Below are 26,678 nucleotides of genomic sequence, written 5' to 3' on the forward strand. Positions count from 1 at the left end.
ATCTTTCTTTTTAAAATTTCAGAATTACAGGCCGAGGTTTACACCAATGGTGGCGGTCCTGGCACGCGGGTAAGAAGAGTAGTCAAACCCGGGCGTGAGCGCTGTATAACCGATGGCCACTTCCGGATCGGAGCCGGTGTACTTCGTCCACGTAACCAGGTTCTGCGCGGCGGCAAATACCCGCAGGCTTTTGATGCGCGCCCTTCTCAGCAAAGCGCCCGGTACGTTGTAGCCCAGCGATACGGTTTTCAGGCGCAGGAAAGAAGCGTCTTCCAGCGTTCTGGTGGAGTACACGTAACCGTACTGGCCGCCTGCGCGGGGAATGTTGCTGGTGGTGTTCTCCGGCGTCCACCTGTTCTCGAAGGTCTTGTACTGGTTCAGGTATGTTTTGTTGCCGTTCTCAAAGTTGATGCGGTTGGCGTTCATGACCTGGTTGCCGTAAGACCACTGGAAGAAGATGTTGAGGTCAAAACCGCGGTAGGTGAAGTTGTTGGAGAAGCCGCCCACGTGTACGGGGAAACCCCTGCCTATCACCGTCTGGTCAGACACGTTCACTACGCCGTCCCCGTTCAGATCGCGGTACCTGATGTCTCCCGGCTTGATGGCCGCGCGGGTATTGCCGTTGGTGGGAATGCCTTCTTTCAGCAGGTAACCGCCGTTGGGGAGGGCATCAAAATCGTTGTACCCGTACACGCCGTCCCAGATGTAGCCGTAGAACTGGCCTACAGGCTGCCCTATTTTGGCAATGTACAGCGCCACGCTGCTATACCAGGAGTCCCAGCCCATGTTGGAGGTAAGGGCTTCCTGGTTTTGCGTAAGCGCCAGCACCTTGCTGCGGTTGAAAGAAATGTTGAAGTTGGTGCTCCAGGTAAAATCTTTTGTTTCCACGTTGCGGGTGTTCAGCGTTATCTCCATGCCTTCGTTGCTGGTTTTGCCCACGTTCTTGTACGCGGTGCCATACCCTACGGTGGGCGGCAGGCGGGCATTCAGCAGCAGGTCTGACGTTACTTTCCTGTAATAGTCCAGCCCAAGCGAAATACGTGATTTGAGGAAAGCCACATCCAGCCCCACGTCTGTTTGAGACGTGTTCTCCCACTTCAGGTCAATACTGGCCATGGAAGTAGGGATGGCGCTTTGCTGCAGCTCGTTGGCAAAGGAATAGTAGGAGTTGCGCACGCCAAAGTCAAGCAGGGCGTAAGTGGCATAATCTCCCACCCGGTTGTTGCCGGTAATGCCCCAGCTGGCGCGCAGTTTGGCATTGGAGATGAATTTGATCTCCTGCATGAACTTCTCTTTGGATATCTGCCAGGCCACGGCGCCGGAGGGGAAGTAGCTCCACTGGTTATCCGCCCTGAACTTGGAAGAACCGTCGCTCCGGAAGGAAGCGGTCAGGAAATATTTATCCCGGTAAACGTAGTTCACCCTGGCCAGCATGGAGGCCAGCGCCCATTCGGACTCGCGGCTGGTTACCGGCTGCGGCACGCCCTGGCTGAGGCCGTTGAGGCCCAGGCTCTCGTTGGGGAGCTGGTTGGCAGACATGCCGTGCACGCTGTAGTGGTTGCCCTGCGCCGTAAAGCCTGCAACGGCATTGAGGCGGTGGTATTTGTTAAACTTCTTGTCGTACGTGAGCGTATTCTCATTCAACCAGTTGGTGGTTTCGTAGTACATGATAGACCCGTTCACCTTGTACACGGTGTAGGGGTTGCCGCTCCTTGTTTTGGAGTTGTTGAACGCATCGTTCCGCTGGGTGGTTTTGTTGAGGCCGCCGGATACGCGCAGGCGCAGGCCGGGGATGATCGTATACTCACCAAAAGCGTTGGCAACAAGGTTGTCTACGTTCCGCAGGCGGTATTCGTTTTCCGCGCTGAGGAAGGGGTTGATGCGGTAGTCTGTTCCGGAATTTACCATATCGTCTATCAGCTCGTCCTCAAAGTTCTCATTGATGGGCTTTGACGAGTTGATAGGGCCCGTAGGGCGGTAACCCCATGCGCTGTAAAGCAGGTTGTTCATGGAAGACAGGCTGGGGGCGGAAGGAGTGGTACCGGTGGTTTTGGTATTGGTGTAGGTCACGTTGCCGCCTACCTTCAGCTGGTCATTGATCTGCTGGTCAAGGCTTACTTTAGCCTGATAACGTTTAAACGCGGAATTGATGATGGTGCCCTGCTGGTCAAGCGCCTGGCCTGATACGGCATACTTCGTTCTTTCGGAACCGCCTCTCATGGAAATGCTGTGGTTCTGCTGCGGGGCTACGCGGTAGAGCTTGCTCTGCCAGTTTATGCTTTCCACGTTCTTGTAATCGTCTACCGTTACGCCGTTGGCCAGGTAGGTCTCATCCAGGTCTCCCACATTGATCTCCTGCTGCAGTTTCACGAACTCGTAGGCATTCATTACAGGAATACGCTGAATGTTCTCCATCCAGCCGTAACGGCCGTTGTAGGAGATAACTGGCGCGCCCGTTTTCCCTCTTTTGGTGGTGATGATGATCACGCCGTTAGCACCCCGGGCGCCGTAGATGGCGGTGGCGGAAGCGTCTTTCAGCACGTCGATAGACTCGATATCGTCCGGGTTGATCATGTTATTGTCCGGAGACTCAATGGGAAACCCGTCAATTACATACAGCGGGGAGTTATCTTGCGTGAGGGAGTTGTTGCCGCGGATGGAGATGGTGATGCCCGCGCCGGGCTGGCCTTCCGTGGAAGACACCTGTACGCCCGCCACGCGGCCGGCCAGGGCTTCATCAAAAGAGGCCACGGGGGCTTTGTTCATATCGTTCACGTTCACGCTGCCCACGGAGCCGGTGAGGTCTGAACGTTTCTGCGTGCCGTAGCCTATCACCACGGTCTCGCTCAGTTCGCTGGCGGAAACCCGCATGTTCACATTGAGCACGCCGCGGCCGTTCAGCGGTTGCTCCTGGCGGGCATAGCCCAGCAGGGAAAAAGCCAGCGTGGCGCCGGGCTGCACGCCTTTGAGGTGGTAGATGCCTTCCGCGTCTGTAGATGCGCCAAGGCCGGTGCCTTTAACGCTGACAGATACGCCGGGCATGGGCTGGCCGTTCTCCGCGTCTACCACCCTGCCGGTGATGTTGAGCGGTTTCTCCTGTTGCGGTACCGGCCGGGCCTTTTCGATCAGCACCTTGCCTTCCATTACCCTGAATTGCAACTGCTGCGGCGCGAGTATTTTTTTAATGACGTTTTCTACGCTTTCTGCATTAGCTGAATAGGTAACAGGCGCTTGAAAAGCAGCATCGTTAGACGTGTATACGAATACCGTACCGGCCTGCCGCGTGATGGTCCTGAGCGCCTCCTTGAGGGGCGTGTTCTTAAAGTTGACATTAATTTTTCCGGACAAGTTTGCCTGGCCCATGGCTCCTGTGGAAATAACCAGCAGCAGTAACATAACGGGCACAGCTATCCATTTCGACGGGAGTAGTTTGTTCCACATAGTTTTGATTGTTGTGCATTCTTGATAAAATGTTCGGGAATGTTGTAGATGTTTGATCATAGCTGCATAAGGACATATATTTTAAGGTGAAAAAATCAGTTGGCGGGCGCACAGCCCTGGCCGGAGAGGTATACGGTATCCCCTTCCCGCCTGGCCCGTGTGCTGGTGAGGCGGGTGATCATTCTCAGGATCACGTCAAGCGGTTCTTTTTCAAACTCACCGTTGAAGCGGCAATTGGCCAGGCGGCCGCTGGCCAGCACAATGTGAACGTTGTACCGGCGCGACAGTTTTTCCGCTACTTCAGACAGCGGCGTTTCGTCAAATGTCATGCGGCCCTGCTGCCAGGCTATTTCGTTTTCAGGATGCGCTACCGTTTCCGCCGCCAGGGATGCGGACCCCGGCAGGAAAACGGCCTTTTGCCTGGGCAGCAGCGTAACGGCGCGGCTGCTGAGCGTGTCTGTTACAGACACCTTGCCGGACAATACCGTTACCGTGAGGCGCCGGGCGCCAGGGTAAGCGGAAATATTGAACGAGGTGCCCAGCACGCGGGTGCTGAGCGCCCCGGCCTGTATGATGAAAGGCTTTTCCGTATCAGGGCTTACATCAAAAAACGCCTCCCCGGTAAGGGTAACGGCACGCGTACTGCCTTCAAAATCCCGCACATACTGCAGCCTGCTGCCGGCGTTCATCACCACCTTTGAACCGTCCGGCAGCGTTATTCTGCCGGTTTTGTTGGCGGGGATGGAAATGTCTACCAGCTCCAGCTCGCGCGGCTTCACCTTGCCCGGTTTCACCAGGTACCAGCCCGCGGCCAGCAGGCCCGCCATAACGGCCGCTACCTGCAGCCAGCGGTTTTTGCGGGGCCTTACCCGCTGCATGACCCGGGCGGTGAACGTTTCCTTTTCCAGCGGGGGCAGCGGCTCACCAGCCTGCTCCTGGCTTTCCATAAAAGCGTCTACCCAGTCTTCCGGCGCGTTCTGCAGCCATTCCTCTACCTGTTGGCACTCTTCCGGGGTGGCCTCTCCCTTTAAATATTTTCCTAATAGATGATGGTCCATTTGGTTGTTCTTTGATCTTCGAAAGTTTTTTTAAGTCAATTCCTTGCAGATAAACACGTTTTTTCTGAAACTTGCCTATACAAGTTTCTTTTCGTTAACTATTTATTAACTTTAAACGTTCAGAATTGCGTAAATGACGCTGATACGAAACATATCGCAACAACGGTTTAAGAAGATCATGGAGCAGACGGTAGACCGGTTGTATGCATCCCTTTACCCTTTGTGTAAAGACAAGGCGATGTGTGAAGATATTATGCAGGAGGCCTACATCAGGTTGTGGAACAACCTGGAACAGGTGAAAGACGATGAGGCCGTACTGGCGCTGCTGCGTACTTACGCCCGCAACATTTTCCTGGACGAGGTGCGGAAAGCGGCGCGGAAACAGCAGGGCATGCAGCACCATGTGCCGGAAGAAAAGGCAGACTCTCCGGAAGATTACCTGCGCAACCGGGAGCTGCACGCGCAGCTGCAGGCGGCCATCAATAAACTGCCCCCGCAGCAGCAGCTGATATTCCGCCTGCATAAAGAGCACGCGCTGAGTTACAAACAGATATCCGCGCAAATGAAAATAGCTACCGGCACTATAGAAGTGCAGATGAACCGGGCGTTGAAGTCTTTGAAGAGCGAGCTGGCGCACCTGAACGGGCAGCCTTGAGCCGCAGAATGGTCATACCGGTTTCACAGGAATAAGAAGAAAGATCGCAAACCTGGGCCGTTGCGGGTTACGCCGTGATCATCCCTTTGTTATACTGGTCTCACGGGAATATGAAAAACGATTGCAAGCGTGGGCGGCAACACGTTACGCTGTGATCATCCCCTTATTATACTTGCTCCGGTATTCGGCGGGAGATAAACCGGTGATGGTCTTGAAAGATGCCCTGAACGCTTTCTGGTCTGTATACCCCACTTCGTACATTACTTCCGAAATGTTCTTTCCGCTGGCTTCCAGCTGTTTTTTGGCCGCTTCGATCTTGACACGCTGAATGTATTCCGACACCGTATTGCTGGTGGCCTTCTTGAAGCGCCTTTCCAGGCTGCGGCGGCTGAGGGCCAGCAGGGTGGACAGCTGTTCTACGGTGATCTTGTCCTTGAAATTCAGTTCAATAAACTCCTGCGCCTTCTTGACGCCTTCATCTTCATGCCATTTCTGGCCTTCGAAAATAATAAAGGGAGACTGGCTGCTGCGGTCAAAGTCTATCTGGAAAAACTTGGCGCAGTACAGCGCTACTTCACGGCCGGCATATTTTTCAACAATGTAGAGAATGAGGTTCATGAAAGAGAAACCGCCGCCGCTGGAGTAGATGCCAAACTCATCTGTAATGATCTTGTCTTCCACCAGGTTCACATCGGGGAACATTTTCCGGAAATCGTTGGCGCCCATCCAGTGGGTGGCGCACTTCCTGCCCAGGAGCAGGCCCGTAGAGGCCAGCAGGAACGCGCCCACGCAAAGGCTGGCTATTTCCGCGCCGGCCGCGTACTGCTCAACGATCCATTGCTGAAAAGGCTGGTTGGCGGCCAGGTACTTTTCGAAATCTTCCTCCAGCGCGGGTATCACCACCAGGTCCGTTCTTTTGACAGCGCCGATGGGCACCGTTTGTACGGTGTACATATTGCTGTTGAGGCTCACGGCGTTGGTGAGGCCCACCATATGTACATCAAACAGCGCGGGCCTGCCTGTACGCTCCAGGTATTTGTTCACTTCTGTGAATACAAAGCGGGGGCATTCTATGCTGGCCATGGAGCCGCCCTCCGGTACAATTACGGAGATGTGTTTCATATCCCGAAAGTAGGCCAAAATGATGTCGCAACCAACCCCGCGGATTGGCGGAATGGCACCCGGTAGGCGGCAGAAAATGAGAAAATATTCTGAATATTATGTAAAATTACCGGCGTCAAATCATTCCCGTTATGAAACTATCTAAAAAGATCATCTTTCCCCTGCTGCTGCCGGTGCTTGGCTGCTGCTCCTTTTTTATGCTGCCGGCGCCGGGTTGGGAAAGCAAATTTGTAAAAGTGTCCAAAACAGGCGCGCTGGAGTACATGCCGGACGCGCAGGGCAATACGATACCAGATTTCAGCCGCGTAGGCTATTACTTTGGGGACAGGCCGCTGCCCCGTATAGCTGTAGTGAAAACCATCAGCGCCACCGGTACGGACAATGACCAGCAGCATATACAGGCGGCCATTGATGAAATAGCCGGCCAAACACCGGATGCCGACGGCTTCCGCGGGGCGCTGCTGCTAAAAAAAGGCACATACTACATTCCTGACCGCATCCGCATCACCACCAGCGGCATCGTACTGCGTGGCGAGGCCGGCACCCGGCTGGTGGCCACCGCCAAAACGCAAGTGTCTCTCATAGACGTAAGCGGCAGCGGGCAGGCCCGGGAAGTGCCCGGCAGCCGCGTGAAGATCACGGACGGATATGTGCCCACAGGCGCCACCAGCTTTCATGTGGCCGATGCTTCGGGCTTCAGGCCGGGAGATGCCGTTATCCTGTTCAGGCCCGGTACGCAGCAATGGATCACAGACCTTCAGATGGACCGGATCGTAACGCGGCCGGGCACCAAACAATGGCGCCCGGGGGAATATGACCTGCGGTATGAGCGCACCATCACCAAAATAGCAGGCAATAAAGTAACGGTAGACAACCCCGTGGTGATGCCGCTGGAAACAAAGTACGGCGGCGGGGAACTGTACAAATACACCTTTGAGGGCCGCATCCGGCAGGTGGGCGTGGAAGACCTGCTTTGTGAATCTACCTTTGATGCGGACACGGCTGAAAATCATGCCTGGGACGCGGTAGCTTTCGGCAAGGCGGAGCATTGCTGGGTAACAGGCGTAACCGCCCGCTACTTCGGCTACAGCTGCGTAAACCTGAAGCGGGACGCACGGAATATTTCGGTGCTGAACAGCAATTGCTTCGAGCACAAATCCATCATCACCGGCAGCCGCCGTTATTCTTTCAACAACTCCGGCCAATTGAACCTGTTCATGAACTGCCACGCCACAGACGGGCGGCACGATTATGTAACCGGGGCCATTACCTGCGGCCCCAACGTGTTTGTACATTGCACGGCCAAACGCACCCATGCAGATATTGGCCCGCACCACCGCTGGGCCAGCGGCACGTTGTACGACAATATTGTTACAGACGGGGAGATCAATGTACAGGACCGGGGCAACTGGGGCAGCGGGCATGGCTGGGCCGGCGTTACGCAGGTGGTATGGAACTGCACGGTGAAACGGGCGGCCATCCAAAGCCCCTGGGCATCCGGCAAAAACTACTGCATCGGCCTAACGGGAGAAAAGTACAACGGGCGCCTGAAAGACCGGCCTGATGCGGAATGGGAAGGGCAGAACAAACCGGGGGTAACGCCCGCATCGCTGTACCAGGCGCAACTGGCGGCCAGGAAAGGGAAATGATGGTACAGGTGCAGTGCATTAAAATGAAAAGCGGCAGCAACTGAAGTTGCCCTGTAAAACACCACTACACACCACGCATTGTCCGTTCCGGGGAACTGCTCGGAAATATTCTGCCGGCCGGCGCCGGACTTGCCGCACCACGAAAGACATAAACCACAACAATATGCACACACCGCACATTATCTGTTTCGGGGAACTGCTCTGGGACATTCTGCCCACCGGCGCCCTGCCCGGCGGCGCGCCTATGAACGTAGCCTATCACCTGCACCGGCTGGGCCTCCCCGCCTCACTGGTTACGCGGGTGGGAACAGATGAAAGAGGCCGCGAGCTGCTGAACGTGGTGAAAGAAAAAGGCATCAGCGCTGAAGGGATACAGACAGACGCGGACACACCTACCGGCATTGTGCTGGCCCAGCCGGGAGAGGCCCATGAAATGCACTATGATATTGTAGCGCCGGCCGCATGGGATAACATCGCATATAGTGAGGCGCTGGCAGCGGCCGCCGCCCGGGCCGCGTATTTCGTTTTCGGCAGCCTGGCCGCGCGGGAGGCCGTGTCTGCCGGTACCTTGCTGCGCCTGCTGGATACGCCGGCCACCAAGGTGCTGGACATCAACCTCCGCCCGCCCCACTTCACCCCCGCTACCCTGGAAACCCTGCTGCACAAAGCAGACATCCTGAAAATGAACCTTTCCGAGCTGGAGCTGATCAGCAACTGGTACGGCCAGCCGGCCACCCTGGCGGAAAAAACAGACCTGCTGCGCAACCGCTTCCATATTCCCACTATCATAGTGACCATGGGCGCAGACGGGGCGGCCATAGACGTAGAAGGCCAGCTCCACCGGCACCCCGGTTACAAGGTGGAAGTAGCCGATACGGTAGGCAGCGGAGACGCTTTCCTCGCCGCTTTTCTCTCCGGCATCATCCGCCAGGCCCCGGTAGCGGACACGCTTGATTTTGCCGCCGCGCTGGGAGCGCTGGTGGCCTCCAGAACGGGAGGCTGGCCCGCTTATGCCCTGGAAGATATTGATGCCATCAGGGGCGGGGGCTAAGTTCCGGGGTACCGCTGCCGTTGTCAATTTTGGGAACATGAATTGAGAGGGGCGGACAGACGAGATCTGTTATTCCGAAATGAACATACCTGCAAGGGGCCTATTCTTCCTGCAAGGGGCCCTTGCTCACTTCTTCCCCCGCCTTGTACACGGCGGCAATACGGCGGGTGTTGGTGATGCTGGCAGCCGGGTCTGCGTGCAATATGAGCAGGTCAGCCACTTTGCCCGCGGCCAATGTACCGTACCGGTCATCTACCCGCAAGGCCCTGGCCGCGTTGAGCGTGCCGGCCGTAATAGCTTCCAGCGGTGTAAAACCTGCCTGTACCAGCAATTCCAGCTCCAGGTGCTCGGAGAAGCCCTGTGCCCTGGGGGCGCTGGCGCCGGAGTCTGTGCCCAACGCCACAAGAATGCCGGCCTTGTGGATCTTGTACACGTTTTTCAATGCCATTTCAAACGCTGCCTTGCTACGCTGGTAACCGGCAGACTCCCGGGTTCTACGGCGGTAGGCCGTGTCTGTGAGCAACTCGTAGGCGCCCGGCTCCAGGGAGCGCCTGAAAAACTCGTCGTTGGTCCAGGCGGGCGTTTCGCCGTAGCTGTAGGCAAATTTGTCCAGCGCCAGCGTGGGGATGTAAATGATCTCCTGAGACTGGAGGCGGGTCAGCAGGGTATCATCTACCTCCTTATCGCGGATACTGTGGGCAATAATGTCTATGCTGTCAGCCACCAGCTGTTCTGCGTCTGCCTTATAAAAGAGGTGCGCGGCGGCTTTCATGCCATGGCGGTGCGCGGCCAGTATAAGCGCGCGGCTAACGGCCGCGTTCATGCCGGGGCCGCCGCTGTAATTGTCCACCCACATTTTGATGGTCTGTACCCCCAGCGCCGCCAGGCTGTCTACCTGCTGCAGCGCCTGCATGGCATTGGCCGGGCGGTTTACCCTGTCCATACCGTTCACCGGGGGCGGCGTACCGCCTTGCGCGGCAAAGCCGTAACCGGCGGAGTGCAGGCGGGCGCCGGGCAGGGCGCCGTTCAGCAGCGAATCATATAAATTGTTCTCAAACAGCAGCGGGCGGTCCGTTCCCATGGCCAGCACCTGCAGCACGCCGTACTGCTGGTACCGGGTCAGCTGCCGCAGTATGTTTTCGCGGGTATAGTTGGCGGCGCCCGCCGTGGTGCCTTTCAGCGTACCTACATGCACATGCGCGCTGATGAGCGCGGGCATGGCGGTTTTACCGCTGCAGGAGATCACGGTGGCATTCTCTTCCGTCAGCCCCTGGCCAACGGCGGCAATGGTGTCTCCCACTATCAGCACGTCCATATGCGGCTGCGGCGCGCGGCCGGTGCCATCTATCAGCGTAAGGTCTTTCAGCAGCACCTTTCCCTTGCGGGAGGCCGTTTCCCTGCTGCTGCAAGCTATCATGCAGGGCAATACCAGTATGGCGTAGAACAATACTTTCTGTAACATAGGGCTTCCAGGTTTGATACGGTACCTAAATATACCATTAATAGCCCAAAAAGGCCGCAGATGGCCATTGCAGCATAAAATTGGCTAATTTAGCGCTTTGCAGTACGCGCTATACACCACTATGACCAATTTTTTAATTGCAGACGATCACAACATTATCCGTTTCGGGCTCAAACAGATCATATCCACCTCTTTCATCCCATCTACCGTTAAAGAGGCCGCCAGTTTTGACGAAGTGGTGGGCCTGTTGGAACAGCGCCCTTTTGACCTGCTGATACTGGACATCAACCTGCCCGGCGGCACTCATCTCGCCATGCTGGACGCCGTGCGGCTCCGTCAGCCTGCCATAAAAATACTGATCTTCTCTGCATCCGATGAAAAGGTATACGCGGTAAAATACCTGCAGGCCGGAGCAGACGGGTATCTTGAAAAATCCACCTCCAATGTAGAGATCAAAAACGCCATCAGCACTATTTTGCGCAATGAAAAGTACATGAGCCCGGCCACCCGCCAGCAGTGGCTGTACCGGAACAGCGGCCAGCCCCGGGAAAACCCGCTGTCCTCGCTTTCCGCCCGTGAGACCGATGTGCTGAACTTCTTGCTGCAAGGCCACCCGGTAGCCAAAATAGCAGACATGCTAAGCCTGCACGTAAGCACGGTCAGCACGTATAAAACCCGGATCTATTCAAAGCTGGAAGTACAAAACCTGGTGGAGCTGCTGCAGAAAGTAGAACTTTACAAAAACAACTAAGCCGGCCGCAGCGCCAGCACTACCGTAAAAGCGGCCCCTTCTTCTTTTCCCGTTGCTATCTTCAGCTCTCCCCCTATTTTTTGCAGCAGGTTACCTACCAGGCTGCTGCCGTTACCGCCCGCCGTATTAAAATCATGATCGTTCACAAATGCCTGTTGCTGGGAGGCCGTGAGGCCCGAGCCGGTATCCGTTACCGTAATGCGCAGCTTTTCTCCTGCCAGGGAAGCGCTGAGCGTGATGCGCCCGTTCTTCATGTGCTTGTGCGCATTGTCTGCCAGGTTGCGGAGAATGGTGGATAAAATATCGTAGTCCGTTTCACAGGTTATGTCAGTAGGCACCAGCGTAATGGTGTTATTATTCGCTTTTACAATATCGCTGTACAGCTCCACGATGCTTTCAAACAGTTCCTGCACGGCCACTTTCCGGATGTTCACTTTAAACCCGGCGTGCTGGGCCACGGCCCATGTAAAGAACTGCCGGGTAAATTCATTCAGCACCAGTATGCTGTTGTTCAGGTGCTCCACCTGTTCTCCCAGCGAGGCCGGGTCCATCTGCTGATGCTCATTTACGAGCTTTTTGCTGACGGTTTGCAGAAAGCCCAGGGGAGTGCGCAGGTCATGCAGCACCATGGTGATCACCCTGTCTTTGGTTTTGTTGCTTTCCGCCAGCTCCCACTCAGACTGTTCCAGCTGTACAATAACGTTTTCCAGCTCTTTGGTACGCTCCGCCACTTCTTCTTCCAGTTGCCGCGCTTTTTCTTCCAGCATGGCCTGGCGCTGTTTTTCCATGGTCTCCCGCTCCTGCCTGACCTTCCGGGAGCCGGTAAGATGGTAAACGATGGGATACATGATCAGCCCCACCAGCGCGCCCCGGTACGTAAGCCTCAGCAGCGCCTTGGGCCAGTGGTGATTGTACAGCGGATCAAGGGGATAATCTTCAAACGCGGAAAGATAATACCCGCCAACAGAGCAGGCCGCGGCGGCCAGCAATACGGCCAGTACTTGCAGCAGCCGGTTGCGGAGGGGAGAATGAACAACCAGCACCGTTGCTATCCATACGCAAAAGCACCAAAGGGAGATCACCACCTGGGAACCTGCCAGGTTCACCACGTTCAGCCCCTGCCCCTGCATCAGGCGTGCGCCAACAACAGAATTGGCCAGCAGCAGGGTAATGATGATACCGGGCCCCAGCAGAAAATCGCTCCAGCCCATTTTTCGTTTTTGCTCCCCCATGCCCTTTTTGCTAATATTTCACAAAGATGTCAATAAAACATCAAAGATGCTATGCCCCGTTGGTACCAAAAAAACGGGGCCGTCTCAAAAGTAATTTGATGGCCCCGAGAATCACGTAAACGAAAAATCTCTCCATCAGGTACCCGAATAAGATCAGGTAAAAATTACTTTTGAGACGGCCCCGTAACCATACTCCTCGAACGAAAACGAATTATGGCATGATCCAGAGCTTGGTTGTTGATACGTCTGTAGAATTGGTCTCCGCCCTCCAGTTCTCGAAATTGAAGTTGAACTCTTCCTGCGGGTACACAAAACGCGTGTAGCTGCTGAAGTTTTTGTTGTAATAGTCTGTGTTGGCCGCAGACATGGGCGTTTTGCCGCCGGTACGGCGCAGCAGCGTCCAGGCGTCCCAGGGCTGGCGGAACGCATCTATCCAGTACTGGGCGTAGATCTGGCGCAGCGCGGTGGCCGCGTTGCCGAGGTTATACGCGGTAACGGGGTTGGTGGTGATAGCCGTCAGTTCCGCGGGTGTGGCCGTGGCGGAAGCCGGTTTGTTCTCCGTCCACTGCGGGGAGTTAAAGGCAATGCCTTTCCACATGTTCACGGAAGCGGCAATGCCTTTGTCATATTCCGCCTTTGCCAGTGCAGGGCTGGCCGCTACGCCAATACCCCGGTTATATGCTTCCGCTTTCAGCAGGTACACCTGCGCCGCGGTCAGTATCAGTTCAGGAATAGTGGTGATGTCTTTCTCGAAATAAAAGTTGAAGGGCGAATAAATGCAGCCGGCCCCTTTGTCTGCCCAGGCGGCATCACGTTTGTTAAAATCATAGGGCGCCCCGCCTTCTGACGGCGTGGTGGTAAGCGGGTTCTGCGGGTAAGCGGCCCACTGGTTGGCGTTGTTGCCTTCAAAGAAAACCTTTGCCCGCACGTCAAAGATGCCGCTGCCGTCAGGAGCATTGCTGGAAGACATCAGGTTCCACATGGTAGAGCCTAAACGCAGGTAGCAGTTGGCGGAAAAAGACCATTGGCGCCACTCAAACTTGAGGCCCGGTATCTGGGTGGGCCACAGGCCAATGTTCTCTCCGGTCTCCAGCAGCGGCTTGCCCAGGGCTTCCGTAACATGCGTGGTGGCCAGCGCGGCGTTCTTGTCATGCATGGTGAGCGCTACCTGCAAACGCAGGCTGTTCGCAAACTTCACCCACAGGGCCACGTTATTCTTAAGCAGGGTTTCATGGTTGCCCACAGAATACTGGTCAGCGCCCGCGGCCAGGTTGTCTACCGCCCATTTCAGGTCTGCCAGCACCGCGGCATAGATATCCTCCTGCTTGTCATACGGCACTTTGTAGGCGGCCGCCTTTTTAATGGCGGCGTAACCTGCCTCTGAATAGGGCATGCTGCCGAAGTAGTTGGTCATTTTGATGGTCTTGTACGCCATCACCGTTTTCAGCATGGCATACACGTTGTTCATACTGGCAGGGTTGCTTTCCTTGCTGATCCTGTCTTCTATGATCCGGTAATTGGCCAGCGCGCCGTAATAATTGGCCCACAGCCCGTTGATGGCATTTTCATACGGGTAAGAACCGGATGTGATAATAGCCTGCTGGGTGATGGGATAGATCCATGCATGCAGCACGGATTGCTCACCCGCATCCAGCGGCAGGGAACTGATGACGGAGTTGAACACCTCCGGCGTGGAAGCATCGGTAGCATCCAGCGGCGGCGTGTTGATGGTCTCGAAGTTCTTTTTACAGGATGCTGTTGCCAGCAGGCCGGCAAAAAGGCAAATGTTCCTGATATGTTTGATGTAATTCATGATCTGCATGTTTTGGGTTAGAGCCTTGTTTTAATGGAGAAACCGAAATCGCGCATGGCCGGGTACTGTGCCCACTGTATGCCCTGCCCGTTGCCGATGCCGTTGATGGCCTCGGGGTTCAGGTTGTCTGGCAGGGAAGAATACAGGTAGAACAGGTTGCGGCCTATCAGGGAAACATCCAGGCCCTGGAAAATACGGGTGCGTTTCACAATGCGGGAAGGCAGGCTGTAGGTGATGGTCAGCTCGCGCAGTTTGGCCCAGGAGTTTTCGAAGATGCCTTCGCTGCGGGGCATTTTAATGTTAGACCAGCCTTGTGATATACCGGCGTATTTATACATGTAATGCACTACGTCCGTATTAGGCTTCCCGTCTGCAAACACGCCGTCCAGTATCACGCCGTGGTTGGCTGTGGTACCGTCAGGATAAATGTAAGCCAGGCCGCCGCCGTTCCGTTCTTTCAGCGTGGAGGGGGAAAGGCCCATGCCTACCGCCCCCGCGTAGTCCGCGGAGTAAATATCGCCACCCAGCTTGAAATCTGTGAGCACATACAGGCTGAAATTCTTGTAGCTGAAAGTATTGCTCAAACCGCCGGTGAGCTTGGGCGTGGCATTGCCGATGGGCACAGGGTCTGCGGTAGTTACGTATTGCGTGCCTACTACTTTGGCGGGATCGTTTTTATCCAGCACTTGCTGCACTACCTTCTGGCCGTTCAGGTACGTATAGTCATACCCGTAAATGGTGCCGTAGTTCTCTCCTACTTTTACATACATCTGTACACCATTGTTACCCCAGAGGTCTTGCAGCAGGTACTTGTCAATACCTTCCGCCAGCGCTACTACCTTGTTGGTATTGTGCGCACCGTTCAGCGCCAGGTTCCAGCGGAAGTTGCGAGTGGAAACGGGCGTGGCCCTGATAATGAACTCAACGCCCTTGTTAGACAGCTCGCCGCTGTTGAAGGTAATGGCGTTGGCGCCTGCAGACCAGGCCAGGGAGCCGCTCATGATCTGGCTGGTGGCCTTTGCCTGGTAGTAGGTGATCTCCGCGTTCAGGCGGTTGTTCAGGAAACCCATTTCCAGGCCCAGCTCATAAGATGTATTGCGCTGCGGCACCAGCAGGTCTGCCGGCGGCAGGTTGGGCTGCAGCCTCCTTACGGTGAGGCCCCCGAAAGTAGTAGGCGCGCTTTCCGCCGCTACGTTCAGGTAATTGGAGATCACCCTTGAATTGTAGGTATACGTGGTCTGGTAAGGATTGGCGCCGTTAGCGCTTTGAGCGGCTGATACTTTCAGCTTGCCGTAGGTGAGCCAGCTGATGTTCTGCATCTTCTTGAACGCTTCCGTAAACACAAAGCTCAGGCTGGCGGAAGGGAAAAAGTACGAAGACGTTTCTACCGGCAGCGTGGAAGACCAGTCGTTACGGCCGGTGAGCTGCAGGAAGAGGTAATCGTTATAAGACAGGTCCAGCACACCGAACAGCGAGTTCAGGTTGTAATTGGCAAATGTTTCTTTAGGCAGGTCCAGCGTACCGGTAGTATTGGCAAGGAAGTATTTGTGCGGTACGGAGAAAGCCGATTTCTCCCCATTGTTCCAGGCACTATTGCCATACATACGGCTTTTCAGCGCACTGTTGCCTACCAGCAGGCTGGCGTTGAAGCCCTTGGTAAAGAGGTTTTCTTTATGCACGGTGGTAAACAGTTCAAAGTTCACATCCTGGTTGCGGATGCTTTCCATGCCGTACTGGCCGCGTACGCCAAGGGCGTCTATGGGCGTGTACTTGCTTTCTACGGATGTATTGGCGTAGTTCAGCGACGTGCGGCCGGAAATATTAAGCCAGGGCGTTACGTCTGCGGTGAGGCGCACGGAGCCGAGCAACTGGTTGCGGCTGAGGCGCTGGTTGTGCTCAAACAGGTTCCAGAACAGGTCTTTGAAGGCGTTATTGTTGTAAGGATAAAAACGCAGCGGCGAGGTCTGGTCAAAAATATTCTTGCTGCCGTCCGCATTTTTATAGATGTCCATTTCCAGCGGGCGGTAATCTCTTGACATACCGTGTATGAGGAACTTGCTGATACCGTTCTCAGAGCCTACGTCTGGCGTGTTGAGGCGGTTGTAGCTGGTATAGCTGGCATTGATCTCGGCTTTCAGTTTTTTGGAAATATTGAGGTTGGAACCGAGGTTCACATTGTTCTGGTCATAGTGGCTGTTGAGCTGAACGGATTTATTGTCTATATGGGTGAGGCCTACGCGGATGGTTCCAAAATCTCCCCCGCCGCTGAAAGACAGGTTATGCGTTTGGGTGTTGCCGGTGCGGAAAAACGCCTTGCGGTTGTCTGGCTGCGGAGACCAGGTACGTTTTACGCCGTCCCACCATACAATTTCCGTACCGTCCAGCCGGTGCCCCCATGAAGCGGCGGGGCCGTACCAGCTGAAGATGTCCCACGTGGAATAGCCGCCCGGTATAGCGCCCGCGGCCTGGTATTTGTCGCCCGCCGGTTGCCCGTCCCACGGATAGTTGCCGGGGTACCGCAGTTCCCCGGAAGCTGTGGTGGGAAATTCCGGTACGGCAGACCACATGGCGTTGGAGCCGCCATAACCGTACTCGTTCTGCATCTCCTGGAAGCGGTAGGCTTTGGTGTAGAGGTTGGAGTAGTTATAGTCTACGCCGATGCCCTGCCTTTTAGCGCCCTTTTTGCTGGTGATAAGAATAACGCCGTTGGCGCCCCTGGCGCCGTAAAGGGCGGCGGCGGTAGCGCCTTTCAGCACGGTAATATCTTCAACCTCATCGGGATTGATAAAGTTCATGAAAGAGCCCCAGTCTTTGGGGTTCTCCAGGCTGGTGGAAGCCGTTTGCGCGGAGCCGCCCACGGGGTCGTTCTGCACCTGGATGCCGTCCATTACAATGAGGGGCTGGTTATTGCCGAGGATGCTGTTGTTGCCGCGGATCACGATGCGGCTGGAGCCGCCCTGCACACCGTTATTGGGCGTGATGTTGAGACCGGCCGACTTGCCCATGAGGCCTGACGCAATATCAGGCGCGGCCGCCCTGGTAATTTCCACGCTGCTTACTTTCTGCGCGGAGTAGCCGATAGATTTGGCTTCCCGTTTGATGCCCATGGCCGTAACCACTATTTCGTTCATGGCTACCGGCGGGTCCAGCATAATGTTCAGTACATTATCTGCCCCAACGGCAGCCTCTTTGGAGGAGAAACCCACAGAGCTGAATACCAGCACGGTATTGGGGTTGTCTATCATAATGGCGTACATACCCGTTTCGTCTGCCGCCGTGCCCTGTTTGGCGCCTTTGACCTGTACCGTGGCATAAGGAATGGGATTACCGTCTGTACCCCTTACAACGCCGGTGATGGTACGTTTCACCTGGGCAAATAACGGGGTGTTACTTATGAGCAATAGGGATATAGCCCACAAGAGCAGTTTACATCTGTTCATGAGAATGAAGTTTTTAGAGTCGTAGATTCTGGTATTTGGTTGATCTGTCTGTTATTTCCACGCCGCTACCGCATGGAAATTGCCCACAGGGGCAGTCTACATCTGTTCATCTGTTTTGATTTAAAAATTAGATTTTGGAACGCGTACTAATCTCAACAACCTGTCTCAAATGGCAATGAAAGCGAGGAATTACTAAATGTTCACTGTTACGAAAAAAATGTTCACTGTATACGAATAAATTTGATAGTCAGCGACTATTCATTGCCCTGTTTTTCATTCATAACTTGCTCCCTTTTTCCGGGAAAATCATTTTACGTTTTGTGCTATCGATATTTTTATTGTCTCCTAATTCTGATGTACATAATTCTCCATCACGAGTGCGGCTGATCCTATCAATTCCGCTTCATATCCCAGCTTTGACACCTCCACCTCCGTATGATCTGCGAGGCGGGGAATACAATGTTCGTTCAACGCCTGCTGTACGGGAGCCATCCATAACTTGCCGGCCAGCGAGCCCCTCCCGCTCAGTATTACTGACTGCGGGTTGAGGATGTGGATCAGGATGGCCATGCCCCTGCCGATGTTGTAGGCAATTTGCGCCAGCAGCTCCACACAGAATTTGTCTCCCCGGGTGGCGGCCTCTACAATGCTTTCGCAGTCTTTCTCAATATCACCGGTGGGGAAATGCTTCGGCAACGATGATATTTTGCCGGCCTTCAGCCCCTCCGCCGCCTTTTCCAGCAACACCAGCATGGATGTTTCCGTTTCCAGGCAACCGCTTTTGCCGCAACTGCAAAGTTTGTTGTTGTTAAAAAGCGGTATGTGGCTGAACTCTCCCGCAAACCCGTTGTTGCCGCGGAAGAGGCGGCCATTGAGTATCATGCCCAGCCCTACGCCCCAGCCGATGTTGATCACCATGCTGTTGAGCTTTTGCTGCGCATTGCCAAAACGGTACTCCGCCAGGGCAATCACGCTGGAGTCGTTATCGATATATACCGGCAGCTTGGTGGCGGTAGACAGGTACTCTACAATGGTACCCGTACCGTTGCTCATCAGGGGAAACGAATAGTTCACCCCCTTTTCCACATCGATAAAACCCGGCATGCCTATGCCTATGCCAATGATCTTTGATTTGCTGATCCCTGATTCTTTTATAACCTCCAGCAGTTTCTTTGCCAATTTCTTCAGCACGTCAGGATTGTTCTTCAGCGGCAGTTCAAATCTTTCAATTCCCCTGACGTGGCGGTTCTCCAGGTCCATCAACGATATACGTGTCACCAACTGGTCCATGGAAACAGACAGGATGTACAGCGCTTTTTTATTGATAGTGTAGATGATAGGGCGGCGACCGCCGCTGGAAGGTGCATAACCGGACTCCTGCAAAATCTTTTCCTTCACCAGGTTATTGACCGTCCGTATAATTAAAGGCAAGCTCTTACCTATGCGTTCACTCAGCTCAGTTGCCGATAGAATGTTCGAATAATAAAACTCACGAAGAATCAGGCGTTTATATTGTTCATCCTTTTTCATGGAGTAGAATAACAGCTACAAGATAGTCACAATTTTAAAATGAACAAGAAACTTTTTATTTTTTTTAGGAAGTTAGGGTCAAAATGGTAAAATAACACTGTTTTGAGTGAAAAAACTGCTATAATGGGAGGCTAAAAGGCGGAAATCTCCTGCGTTGTTTGACCGCTTTTATCACTTACCCCACCGGCGACGCCTCAATGGCCGACGCAAAATCTGCCTCAAGCGGTAAATACGGTGGCGGGCATACGCCGCTCCCTACAATTTTAAATTCCCCCGCATCATTTTTCTGTATGTGAAAGCGCGCCGTTTTGCCGTTGTAAGGCACGTACACCTGGTACAGCTGCTTGTGTACGCAGCTCATGGTAACAAACCTCACCGTTACTGCCTGCCCTTCAACGGGAAAATCCTGCTCAAAATTCCTGACTAGCTTCCAGCCTAATGAACTCATGTCTTTGAAAATAAAATTGAACGGCGAAGGTAAAAATTTTATGGTACGAAGTTCTCTTCCGTGCGCAACATTTCAGCATCCGCGGCCCACTGCGGGCTAATGGTGTACGTTCCTCCTTTGGCTTTGAGGAAGATGGTATTTTTGCCGGCTTCTACACTGGTATTCACGTTCAGCCTGCTATTCCCCCCGCGGATGTTCCATTTGCCGGGCGCCATGCCCGTCAGTACGATCTGGCAGGCTGCATTACCGGGCACCTTTACAGAGAAACCTTTATTTATCAGTTCCCTGCTGTTGCTCATGCTCACCACGCGGTCTGCCAGCAGCACCACATAACTCACCGGGGTTTCATAATATTTGACCGGCAAAGCCTGCTGGTCTCCCGCGGTTAACTGCAGCACCGTCAGAAAGCGGTCTCTCGGGGATGCCTTTTTGGGAGAGATCATGATACGATGGCCGTTCTCTTCCGGCTGGCCAACATTGGGCACTTCATATTTCTTGTCGAAAACGTTGTTGGCATCAGGGCCGCTGCGCACCTCCATCTGGCGGTTAGCGGCCGCGGGCAGCAGCATATTGATGTGGGTCTTGCCTGTCAGGTTGCCCTGCCGGGCAGTCAGCACCACACCGTTCGCTGTTGTTTCGGGTGCATTGAGCGCATTGATCTGCCAGTATTTTTTGATACCGGGCGAAGCCGTGGTCATATCATCTGTCAGGATGATGGCGGCGGGAACGTCTTCGCGGCCCAGGTTAAGAAAGCAAAAACCGCGGTTGTAACCGTTCATTTTTGATGTATAGGCGCCGGTGAGGTCTACCGCAAAATAGCTGTAGAACGGGCGCGTCTTTGATGGGCCAAAGTCCGCAGACAGCACCTTGCCGTTGTTGAACCAGGGGTCTGTCTGTACTTCTTGCACAGTGGTTGGAGCGCGCTGGTTGAACTTCGTTCCGCCGTCGTTGGCTTCCGCGCGGGTGAACTTTTCAGCGGGATCAACGGCCAGCATCATGCTGTGAGCAATGGAGCGTTTATTGAAATTGAAGTCGTACGGCGTGCCGTAAAACTTATACACGCCCAGGTCGCCAAACTGCATGCCGCGGTAGTACAATTGTATGGCGCCGGCGTCGCTATGCTGGTGGTTCCCGAAATGGTACCCGCCTCCTTTGATCTCTGCTACCACATCATTGCTGTTAGCGTCTATGTTCCAGCCCGTGCGCGTTACCATAGCTCCCAGTACAGGCCCAAAATCCAGGGTAAGCGGGAGCGATTGCAGGCTGGCTTCCGCCTGCAGGGCCGGGTCATTCAGCAGGAGGAACAATACGGGATTGCCCGGTAAACCGCCCTGCCGCACAAATTCACCTTTCAGCACGGGGTCAGCCGCATAAGCGTAGAAGAGCAACATGGTGAGCGGAGACTTCCAGTAATAGGGCTCTCCCGGCTTTCCGGCGCCAAAACCATCGCCATCACGCAGCATTTGTCCGTTGGGCATGCGCATATATTGCCAGAATTTCCGAACGTTCTTGATATTGGGGTCAAACACTTCCTGCCCTGTCATCCTGTACAGCAGCCATGCGGCATGCATTTCCCAACCCATGCGGTAGGCGCCGTAATTCACGCCCTGGTTGTGCCGCGGAGACTGGTATTCGAATTTGCGCATCGGCACCAGGTCTTCCAGCACAGTATAAGCGCAGTACTGGTAAGGCAAGGGATTTTCGTTATAAATGGCAATGCTCATGGAAAGCAGGTCCCGGTTCACCTGCGCTTCGTTGCCGTGCCCGTTGATGATCTTTTGCAGGAAGGGCGGCCAGCCTATTTCCATATCATCTGCCAGGCGAAGCAGGTGTTTGCAAAGCTGCTTTTTCTCTTCTGCGCTGAGCAGGTCATAACACCAGTCATACACCTCCGAGCCATAATAAATGGCCCTGCCAATTTCCCGGGTAATATCCAGGATGTTGCCGAACTCTACGTGCGACAAATAATCGGTCATCAGGGTGATCGCTTCGCGGCCGGCTTTCTTATCTCCCGTCATCAGGTAGTAGAACGCCTTACTCTCCGCCGCAACTTCCAGTTCAGCATTATAAGCCACTTCTTTGGCCCTGTCAAATTCAAAAACGAACGGCGTCAGCGCGGCCTTCTTCACCTTCTCCCAGGCCGCCTGGTTCCCATCAGCCGCCAGCCGGCTCTTTATCAGCGGCAAAGATTGCCGGTTCACCCAGAGCCTGGGATGTGCCGCCGGCGGCACTACGGCAGGCCGGTAATTTTGCGCTTGGGGCGGTACGGCTGGCGGCGTATAGGGCGTCAGCTCAATATATTCCAGCCGCACGCCCCTGGGCAGCCAGATCTTTACGGCCTGTTCCCCGCCGTCAAATTCAAATTTGCCGGTTTCCTGGCGGGGCCTGTCCCAGGGCACATATACCACCCTCTTTGTGGGGCGGCCGTTGCCCACCTGCAGCTTCATAAATAAAGACTCAAACTTCGTCTTCGCTTTTTTCATCAGCGCAGCGCCTTCCGCGTCTGTAACGGCGTAGCTATGCATCATATAACGGCCGGCGGCGGGTAGCTTTACGTGGAAAACGAGGTCGGCTTCAGGCGTGCTGCCATCAACCGTAGCCGCTACACCGGCTTTCAGCGTTGTGCCTTTATGATTGCCTAAACGCTCGTCTGCTACCACTTCGGCAGTTGCTTTGTTGACCGCAGCTTCGGAAGCATGGAAACGGTAAACTTTCTTTGCGCCCGAAGGAGCGCTTTGAGCCAATATGCTCGTAGAAAAAAACAGGCAGGGAAGAAAGGCAATATGCCAAATGAGTGTAAAGTAGTTGCGCATGTCCGTTTTTGAAATCGTGGAAAAAGTTGGAAGGACGCTAATTTGCAAATTTCCCGGGAGAATTGCAATACCCAGCGGGATTGTTTAGCACCCGCCAGGCTGCTGCAGGCTTTTAACAATCCATCAGCGGCATAACTGCCGTTAAAAATTCCGGCAATAACATGCAGGTGTGACCGTAGTTATGATTAAGTTTGTTGCAGGAACAAAACTGTTAAAATGAGCAAGTACGGATACATGGGTGTACTCAGGGCCCAACCGGGAAAAAGGGACGAGCTGGCGGGCATCCTGCTGGAAGCGGCCGGCGGGCTGCAAAATTATGCAGGCTGCCTGCTGTACGTTGTTACCAAAGACGAAAAAGATGAGGACGCCGTACGCGTATGGGAAATTTGGGAAAGCAAGGAAGAACATGATAACTCCCTGAAGCTGCCCGCCACGCGGGAGCTGATCACGAAGGCCATGCCGTTGCTGAACGGGATGCCCGAAGGCACTGCGCTGGAAGTGCTCGGCGGGAAAGGAAGTGGATTTTGATGGTATAGCCGCTTATCCCCACTTAAAAATATTTGCGAAACCAAATAATTGTGAAAAGCACTATGCCAAAGCCAATTTTGTTTCTATTGAAAAAGAAAGATCGTTTGCTTCAAAAGGTGGGTTGAGTGATGAAAAGGGCATTCTAAACCCCGCGTTCCCTCAAAATTTGTGGGAGAACAACTTTATTCCGGGAGATAATAAAGTGCAGGTAGATATGCTGCTGACTTATGACACGCTGGCTGATCTTGAAAAAGAGATAGAGATGGGATTTAAAGAAGGTATGATCATAGATTTTCAGCAATTGGACAAATTGTTATTGACCCTAAAAAAAGGAAAGTAATATAAATGGCAAAAGAACAGATAAAATTCCGGTCGTTGCTGGAACTCTTTGAGTTTCTTCCAAGAGATGAAGTCCTGCTAACAGACGTTCTACGCGAGATAACAATAGCAACCTTAAATGGGTACGGAAAAGAGAAACTGTCTTACAATGTTCCGTTTTTCTACGGCACCAAATCTATTTGCCTGATCTTTCCCGCATCCGTTCCCCGAAGTGGCGTAAAAAACGGCGTATTGTTCGGCTTTTGGTATGGCAATCGCCTGAAAGATAAAAACAATTATCTGACACATGGCACTAACAAACAGATCTTCTACAAGATCTATCAATCGGTCGATGAAATTGATATTTCCGCTTTAACCGGGCTGATAAATGAAGCGGTTGAGCTGGATAAAAGTTTCAGGATAAAGTCGAAACAGTAAACAACTGCCAAAATATGGAAGCAGTAAAGGAACAGCGGCTTTTTACCTAGAGGGAAACGAGATAATTGTAGCGCACAGGCTTTTATGACGTTGGGCCCGGCACCATGTAAGGGCCGCTTTTATCTCCGTTAAATTTATCCGTTGTAATTGGGGTCAAACTCCACAATCCATTCAATGCCATATTTATCTCTGAACATACCGGCGTATGTACCCCAGGGGCTGTCTCCAATAGGCCCTTCAACCTCTCCTCCTGCTGATAATCCGTTAAATATTTTGTTGGCTTCTTCACGGCTTTCCGCACTAATTAATATTTTAGACCTGTTTTCATTTTCGTTTACCCGTCCCATAAATTCCGGAACATCATTGGCCATTAATACATTGTGCTTGCCGATAGGTAAACCAATGTGTAAGAGCTTATTTGCTTCGTTTTCTGGAACCTGGAATTCAGGACCTGACAGATCCTTGAAGCGAATGATCTTTGTGAACTCTCCGCCAAAAACCGATTTGTAAAAGGTGAATGCTTCTTCGGCGTTGCCATTGAAGTTGATCCAGGGATTAATTGTTCTCATAGTTTTATTTTTAAGTTTTAAAAATTTCTGCTCACGCTATTCAGCGTTGCCATTGTCAATATGATTGGCAATTTCTTTCTTATAATTTCTGCGATAAGGCTGCCAACACACTATCCAGATTGTTCATTGTCATCTTAAATCCTTCGGTGAAGCCCATTTCAATCATTTTCTCCATGCGGGCAAGGGATTCATTAAAAATAGTGATACTCACCTTTGTTCTGCCATGCTGTTCGCTGAAAGTGTAATCCCATTCAGACCCAGGCAATTCCCGGTTTTCATCTTTGTCTGCAAAAGAATTATACATTTTGAAATTGGTTTTCGGGGTAATCGAAATATATTCCTGAACCGACCAACGCTCCTGTCCGTCGGGGCTTATCATCGCATAGAACCTTCGCCCACCAACTTTAAAATCCATATACTTGGTTTTGGCGCGCATAGGTGCAGGTGCGCTCCATTGGTCCAGCAGTTCTGGTTTAGTAAAGGCATCCCATACTAAAGAAAGCCCTGCATTAAATTCCCTGGCTATGAATACCGTTTTCGCTGCTTTGTCAACATTAAAATCAAATAGCATATCGTTGCTCATTTTTTCTGCTTTTTTATTGTTGATAATAGATTGTCAAGCTGATTAAATTGAGTCTCCCAGTTCTGCCTAAACTGGGCCAGCCAATGGTCAAACTCCTGCATTTTTTTCGCGTTAAGGTGATAATAAATCTCCCTGCCGCTATACTCCGGTTTAATTAATTCGCATTCGTGCAATACTTTAATATGTTTTGACACCGCCTGGCGGGTCATATCAAATTTTCCCGCCATTGCATTTGGTGTCAACGCCTGGATGGCAAGCAACGTTAAAATAGCTCTCCGTGTCGGGTCGGCTATGGCCTGGAATATATCTTGTTTCATTCTTGGTTATTAATTGAGCAACCCTCAGGTTGCAAATATATGTGCAACTTTTGAGTTGCGCAAATATATTTGCATTTTTTTTTGTTAACGGCATCCCTATCACTCGATCAAAATTGTGTGGATTCAATTTGGGCAACTAGAAGGATTCCCGGGGTTTCATTAAATTGAATATATATAACATTAACTTCCGTAAAGATCATTGTTGCATCAGCCAAATACAAATCCCAGCTTCAATCCAGTCAAACGAATTACTATCAACTTTTGTTTGTAACTTCAACAACATATTTTCAATTAGCCGCGGTTATTGGCAGACGGAATACCAATTCCCAACCTGCATAAAGCCCTGTTCGTTAGTAGCCATTGCAAAACGTACTTTCGTTATGAAAGGAATATTAACTTTTTTGCTATTTTCCTTTAGCCAACTGGTTGGACAAGCACAGGCTAAGACTAAACAAGTATTTATTGAAGGCAGCGGCCAACCTATTGTTTTTCTTCATGGCGGTACGTTTGACTATACGGCTTTTGCTGCTCACGCTAGGCTGTTGTCTGATACATTTACAGTAATCCGCATGCTTCAATTCAATGTTCAGTATGCGGACGCAGGGTGGACGTTACCCATAGACTATTCCGTGAGTATGGAAAGTGATGCTATAAAAGCGACACTTGACTCCCTTCATATCACGACTCCAATCATTTTGATTGGACACTCATACGGTGGAGTTATTGCTTTCGAGTTTGCCCTAAACCATCCTGATAGGATTAAGTGCCTTGTTTTAGTTGAACCTCCTTTGTTTGACATTGCAAAAAGAAAAGGCGAGTATTCCGAAAAAATGAAACAAATAGATGAGCTATCCAAAGATTTTACGCCGCAAGCAATTGTGACCGAAGACATGATCAAAAGTTTTCGATGTGAGATGACTAATTGCGATACGTTTGACATTCGCACTCACCCCATGTGGCCCAAGTGGCTAAAACAAAAAGATCGCCTTAAAGGATTGTCTGTCGTATCTGCCTACAAAATCGATTTTAGAAAACTATATGCTTTTTCAAAATCGGTATTGATTGTGACTGGAACTAAAACAATCGAACCAAATAAAACAGTTGATAAATTGCTTAGCCGAGAATTTTCAAATGCAAAAACGGGCAGTTTAACAGGCGACCATATAGCTATATATCAAAATGCAGACAATTTTGTTCCCATGTTAAAATCATTTGTACGTACGAATAGCAACAGCTACTAACAGGGCTATGCTAGCTGACGAATATAATCTCATCGTCTTGTTCGCTGCTCATCAGTATTCCGGGCTGGACGAATAAAACTGAGCAGTTGAACTTAACATCAACTGCATTATTCACACTTCGAACTTCTTACTAATTAACACCACTAAAAAAGAGGTGCGTATAAAAAAGAAAAAAAATGGACAACTACCGATATTAGCATAATAATTGGTGAATATGCA

Annotated in this window: 21 protein-coding genes; 8 read left to right on the forward strand and 13 right to left on the reverse strand. The window is 52.5% G+C overall.

The annotated features are described in order from the left end of the window. Nucleotides 1-24: 24 nt before the first annotated feature. Together D3A97_RS02405 and D3A97_RS02410 are read right to left on the reverse strand one after the other, a co-directional pair. Nucleotides 25-3,441: a SusC/RagA family TonB-linked outer membrane protein gene (locus tag D3A97_RS02405; protein WP_232825824.1), complete on the reverse strand. Its 3,417-nt coding sequence runs from the start codon at nucleotides 3,439-3,441 to the stop codon at nucleotides 25-27. Nucleotides 3,442-3,536: 95 nt separating this feature from the next. Then, nucleotides 3,537-4,499 carry a FecR domain-containing protein gene (locus D3A97_RS02410; RefSeq protein WP_119076294.1) on the reverse strand — a complete coding sequence of 321 codons (963 nt, stop codon included), beginning with the start codon at nucleotides 4,497-4,499 and terminating at the stop codon, nucleotides 3,537-3,539. Nucleotides 4,500-4,632: 133 nt separating this feature from the next. Here D3A97_RS02410 and D3A97_RS02415 point away from each other — a divergent pair, with 133 nt between their 5' ends. Next, nucleotides 4,633-5,154 carry an RNA polymerase sigma factor gene (locus D3A97_RS02415; RefSeq protein WP_119076296.1) on the forward strand — a complete coding sequence of 174 codons (522 nt, stop codon included), beginning with the start codon at nucleotides 4,633-4,635 and terminating at the stop codon, nucleotides 5,152-5,154. Between the two features lie 144 nt (nucleotides 5,155-5,298). Here the strand turns inward: D3A97_RS02415 and D3A97_RS02420 are convergent, their stop codons facing one another. Beyond that, nucleotides 5,299-6,276: a GlxA family transcriptional regulator gene (locus D3A97_RS02420; RefSeq protein ID WP_119076298.1), complete on the reverse strand. Its 978-nt coding sequence runs from the start codon at nucleotides 6,274-6,276 to the stop codon at nucleotides 5,299-5,301. A 131-nt stretch (nucleotides 6,277-6,407) separates the two neighbouring features. Here D3A97_RS02420 and D3A97_RS02425 point away from each other — a divergent pair, with 131 nt between their 5' ends. Next, the gene (locus D3A97_RS02425) at nucleotides 6,408-7,925 is read left to right on the forward strand and encodes a hypothetical protein (protein ID WP_119076300.1); all 1,518 of its coding nucleotides are present in this window, start codon (nucleotides 6,408-6,410) and stop codon (nucleotides 7,923-7,925) included. Between the two features lie 163 nt (nucleotides 7,926-8,088). Continuing rightward, nucleotides 8,089-8,976: a carbohydrate kinase family protein gene (locus tag D3A97_RS02430; protein ID WP_119076302.1), complete on the forward strand. Its 888-nt coding sequence runs from the start codon at nucleotides 8,089-8,091 to the stop codon at nucleotides 8,974-8,976. A 100-nt stretch (nucleotides 8,977-9,076) separates the two neighbouring features. Here D3A97_RS02430 and D3A97_RS02435 read toward each other — a convergent pair whose 3' ends face one another. Next, nucleotides 9,077-10,438, reverse strand: coding sequence for an amidohydrolase family protein (locus D3A97_RS02435; protein WP_119076304.1), 1,362 nt, complete (start codon nucleotides 10,436-10,438; stop codon nucleotides 9,077-9,079). Between the two features lie 121 nt (nucleotides 10,439-10,559). Here D3A97_RS02435 and D3A97_RS02440 point away from each other — a divergent pair, with 121 nt between their 5' ends. Continuing rightward, nucleotides 10,560-11,189: a response regulator gene (locus D3A97_RS02440; protein WP_119076306.1), complete on the forward strand. Its 630-nt coding sequence runs from the start codon at nucleotides 10,560-10,562 to the stop codon at nucleotides 11,187-11,189. On the opposite strand, the gene D3A97_RS02445 is transcribed toward D3A97_RS02440, so the two are convergent. The 6 genes from D3A97_RS02445 to D3A97_RS02470 form a co-directional block, all read right to left on the reverse strand. Next, complete coding sequence (locus tag D3A97_RS02445) at nucleotides 11,186-12,421, reverse strand: sensor histidine kinase (RefSeq protein WP_119076308.1); 1,236 nt, start codon at nucleotides 12,419-12,421, stop codon at nucleotides 11,186-11,188. The genes D3A97_RS02440 and D3A97_RS02445 overlap by 4 nt on opposite strands. A gap of 211 nt (nucleotides 12,422-12,632) precedes the next feature. Continuing rightward, on the reverse strand, nucleotides 12,633-14,234 hold the full coding sequence (locus tag D3A97_RS02450) for a SusD/RagB family nutrient-binding outer membrane lipoprotein (RefSeq protein ID WP_157986315.1): 1,602 nt from the start codon (nucleotides 14,232-14,234) through the stop codon (nucleotides 12,633-12,635). Between the two features lie 17 nt (nucleotides 14,235-14,251). After that, nucleotides 14,252-17,674: a SusC/RagA family TonB-linked outer membrane protein gene (locus D3A97_RS02455; RefSeq protein WP_198673831.1), complete on the reverse strand. Its 3,423-nt coding sequence runs from the start codon at nucleotides 17,672-17,674 to the stop codon at nucleotides 14,252-14,254. Nucleotides 17,675-18,019: 345 nt separating this feature from the next. Next, nucleotides 18,020-19,105 carry an ROK family protein gene (locus D3A97_RS02460; protein WP_232825825.1) on the reverse strand — a complete coding sequence of 362 codons (1,086 nt, stop codon included), beginning with the start codon at nucleotides 19,103-19,105 and terminating at the stop codon, nucleotides 18,020-18,022. Between the two features lie 274 nt (nucleotides 19,106-19,379). Then, nucleotides 19,380-19,652, reverse strand: coding sequence for a hypothetical protein (locus D3A97_RS02465; protein ID WP_119076314.1), 273 nt, complete (start codon nucleotides 19,650-19,652; stop codon nucleotides 19,380-19,382). 38 nt (nucleotides 19,653-19,690) lie between these two features. After that, complete coding sequence (locus tag D3A97_RS02470; RefSeq protein ID WP_198673832.1) at nucleotides 19,691-22,396, reverse strand: hypothetical protein; 2,706 nt, start codon at nucleotides 22,394-22,396, stop codon at nucleotides 19,691-19,693. A gap of 285 nt (nucleotides 22,397-22,681) precedes the next feature. On the opposite strand from D3A97_RS02470, the gene D3A97_RS02475 reads away from it, so the two are divergent. The 3 genes from D3A97_RS02475 to D3A97_RS02485 are packed head-to-tail and all read left to right on the forward strand — an operon-like array spanning nucleotide 22,682 to nucleotide 23,749. Then, on the forward strand, nucleotides 22,682-22,993 hold the full coding sequence (locus D3A97_RS02475) for a putative quinol monooxygenase (protein ID WP_119076318.1): 312 nt from the start codon (nucleotides 22,682-22,684) through the stop codon (nucleotides 22,991-22,993). Continuing rightward, nucleotides 22,983-23,333 (forward strand): hypothetical protein, encoded by a 351-nt coding sequence (locus tag D3A97_RS02480; protein WP_198673833.1) that lies wholly within the window; start codon nucleotides 22,983-22,985, stop codon nucleotides 23,331-23,333. The genes D3A97_RS02475 and D3A97_RS02480 overlap by 11 nt, the downstream gene beginning before the upstream one ends. A 5-nt stretch (nucleotides 23,334-23,338) precedes the next feature. After that, nucleotides 23,339-23,749, forward strand: a complete 411-nt coding sequence (locus D3A97_RS02485; protein WP_119076320.1) for a DUF1801 domain-containing protein — start codon at nucleotides 23,339-23,341, stop codon at nucleotides 23,747-23,749. A gap of 134 nt (nucleotides 23,750-23,883) precedes the next feature. Here D3A97_RS02485 and D3A97_RS02490 read toward each other — a convergent pair whose 3' ends face one another. From D3A97_RS02490 to D3A97_RS02500, 3 genes are all read right to left on the reverse strand, one after another. After that, entirely contained in the window at nucleotides 23,884-24,318 is a 435-nt protein-coding gene (locus D3A97_RS02490) for a VOC family protein (RefSeq protein ID WP_119076322.1), read from the reverse strand. Between the two features lie 79 nt (nucleotides 24,319-24,397). After that, complete coding sequence (locus D3A97_RS02495; protein ID WP_119076324.1) at nucleotides 24,398-24,901, reverse strand: SRPBCC family protein; 504 nt, start codon at nucleotides 24,899-24,901, stop codon at nucleotides 24,398-24,400. Beyond that, nucleotides 24,898-25,218, reverse strand: coding sequence for an ArsR/SmtB family transcription factor (locus tag D3A97_RS02500; protein ID WP_119076326.1), 321 nt, complete (start codon nucleotides 25,216-25,218; stop codon nucleotides 24,898-24,900). Before D3A97_RS02500 ends, D3A97_RS02495 begins: the two co-directional genes overlap by 4 nt. 380 nt (nucleotides 25,219-25,598) lie before the next feature. Here D3A97_RS02500 and D3A97_RS02505 point away from each other — a divergent pair, with 380 nt between their 5' ends. Further along, nucleotides 25,599-26,459 (forward strand): alpha/beta fold hydrolase, encoded by an 861-nt coding sequence (locus D3A97_RS02505; RefSeq protein WP_119076328.1) that lies wholly within the window; start codon nucleotides 25,599-25,601, stop codon nucleotides 26,457-26,459. Nucleotides 26,460-26,678 lie beyond the last annotated feature (219 nt).

Source organism: Chitinophaga alhagiae (genome assembly GCF_003568665.1).
GTDB classification, from domain to species: domain Bacteria; phylum Bacteroidota; class Bacteroidia; order Chitinophagales; family Chitinophagaceae; genus Chitinophaga; species Chitinophaga alhagiae.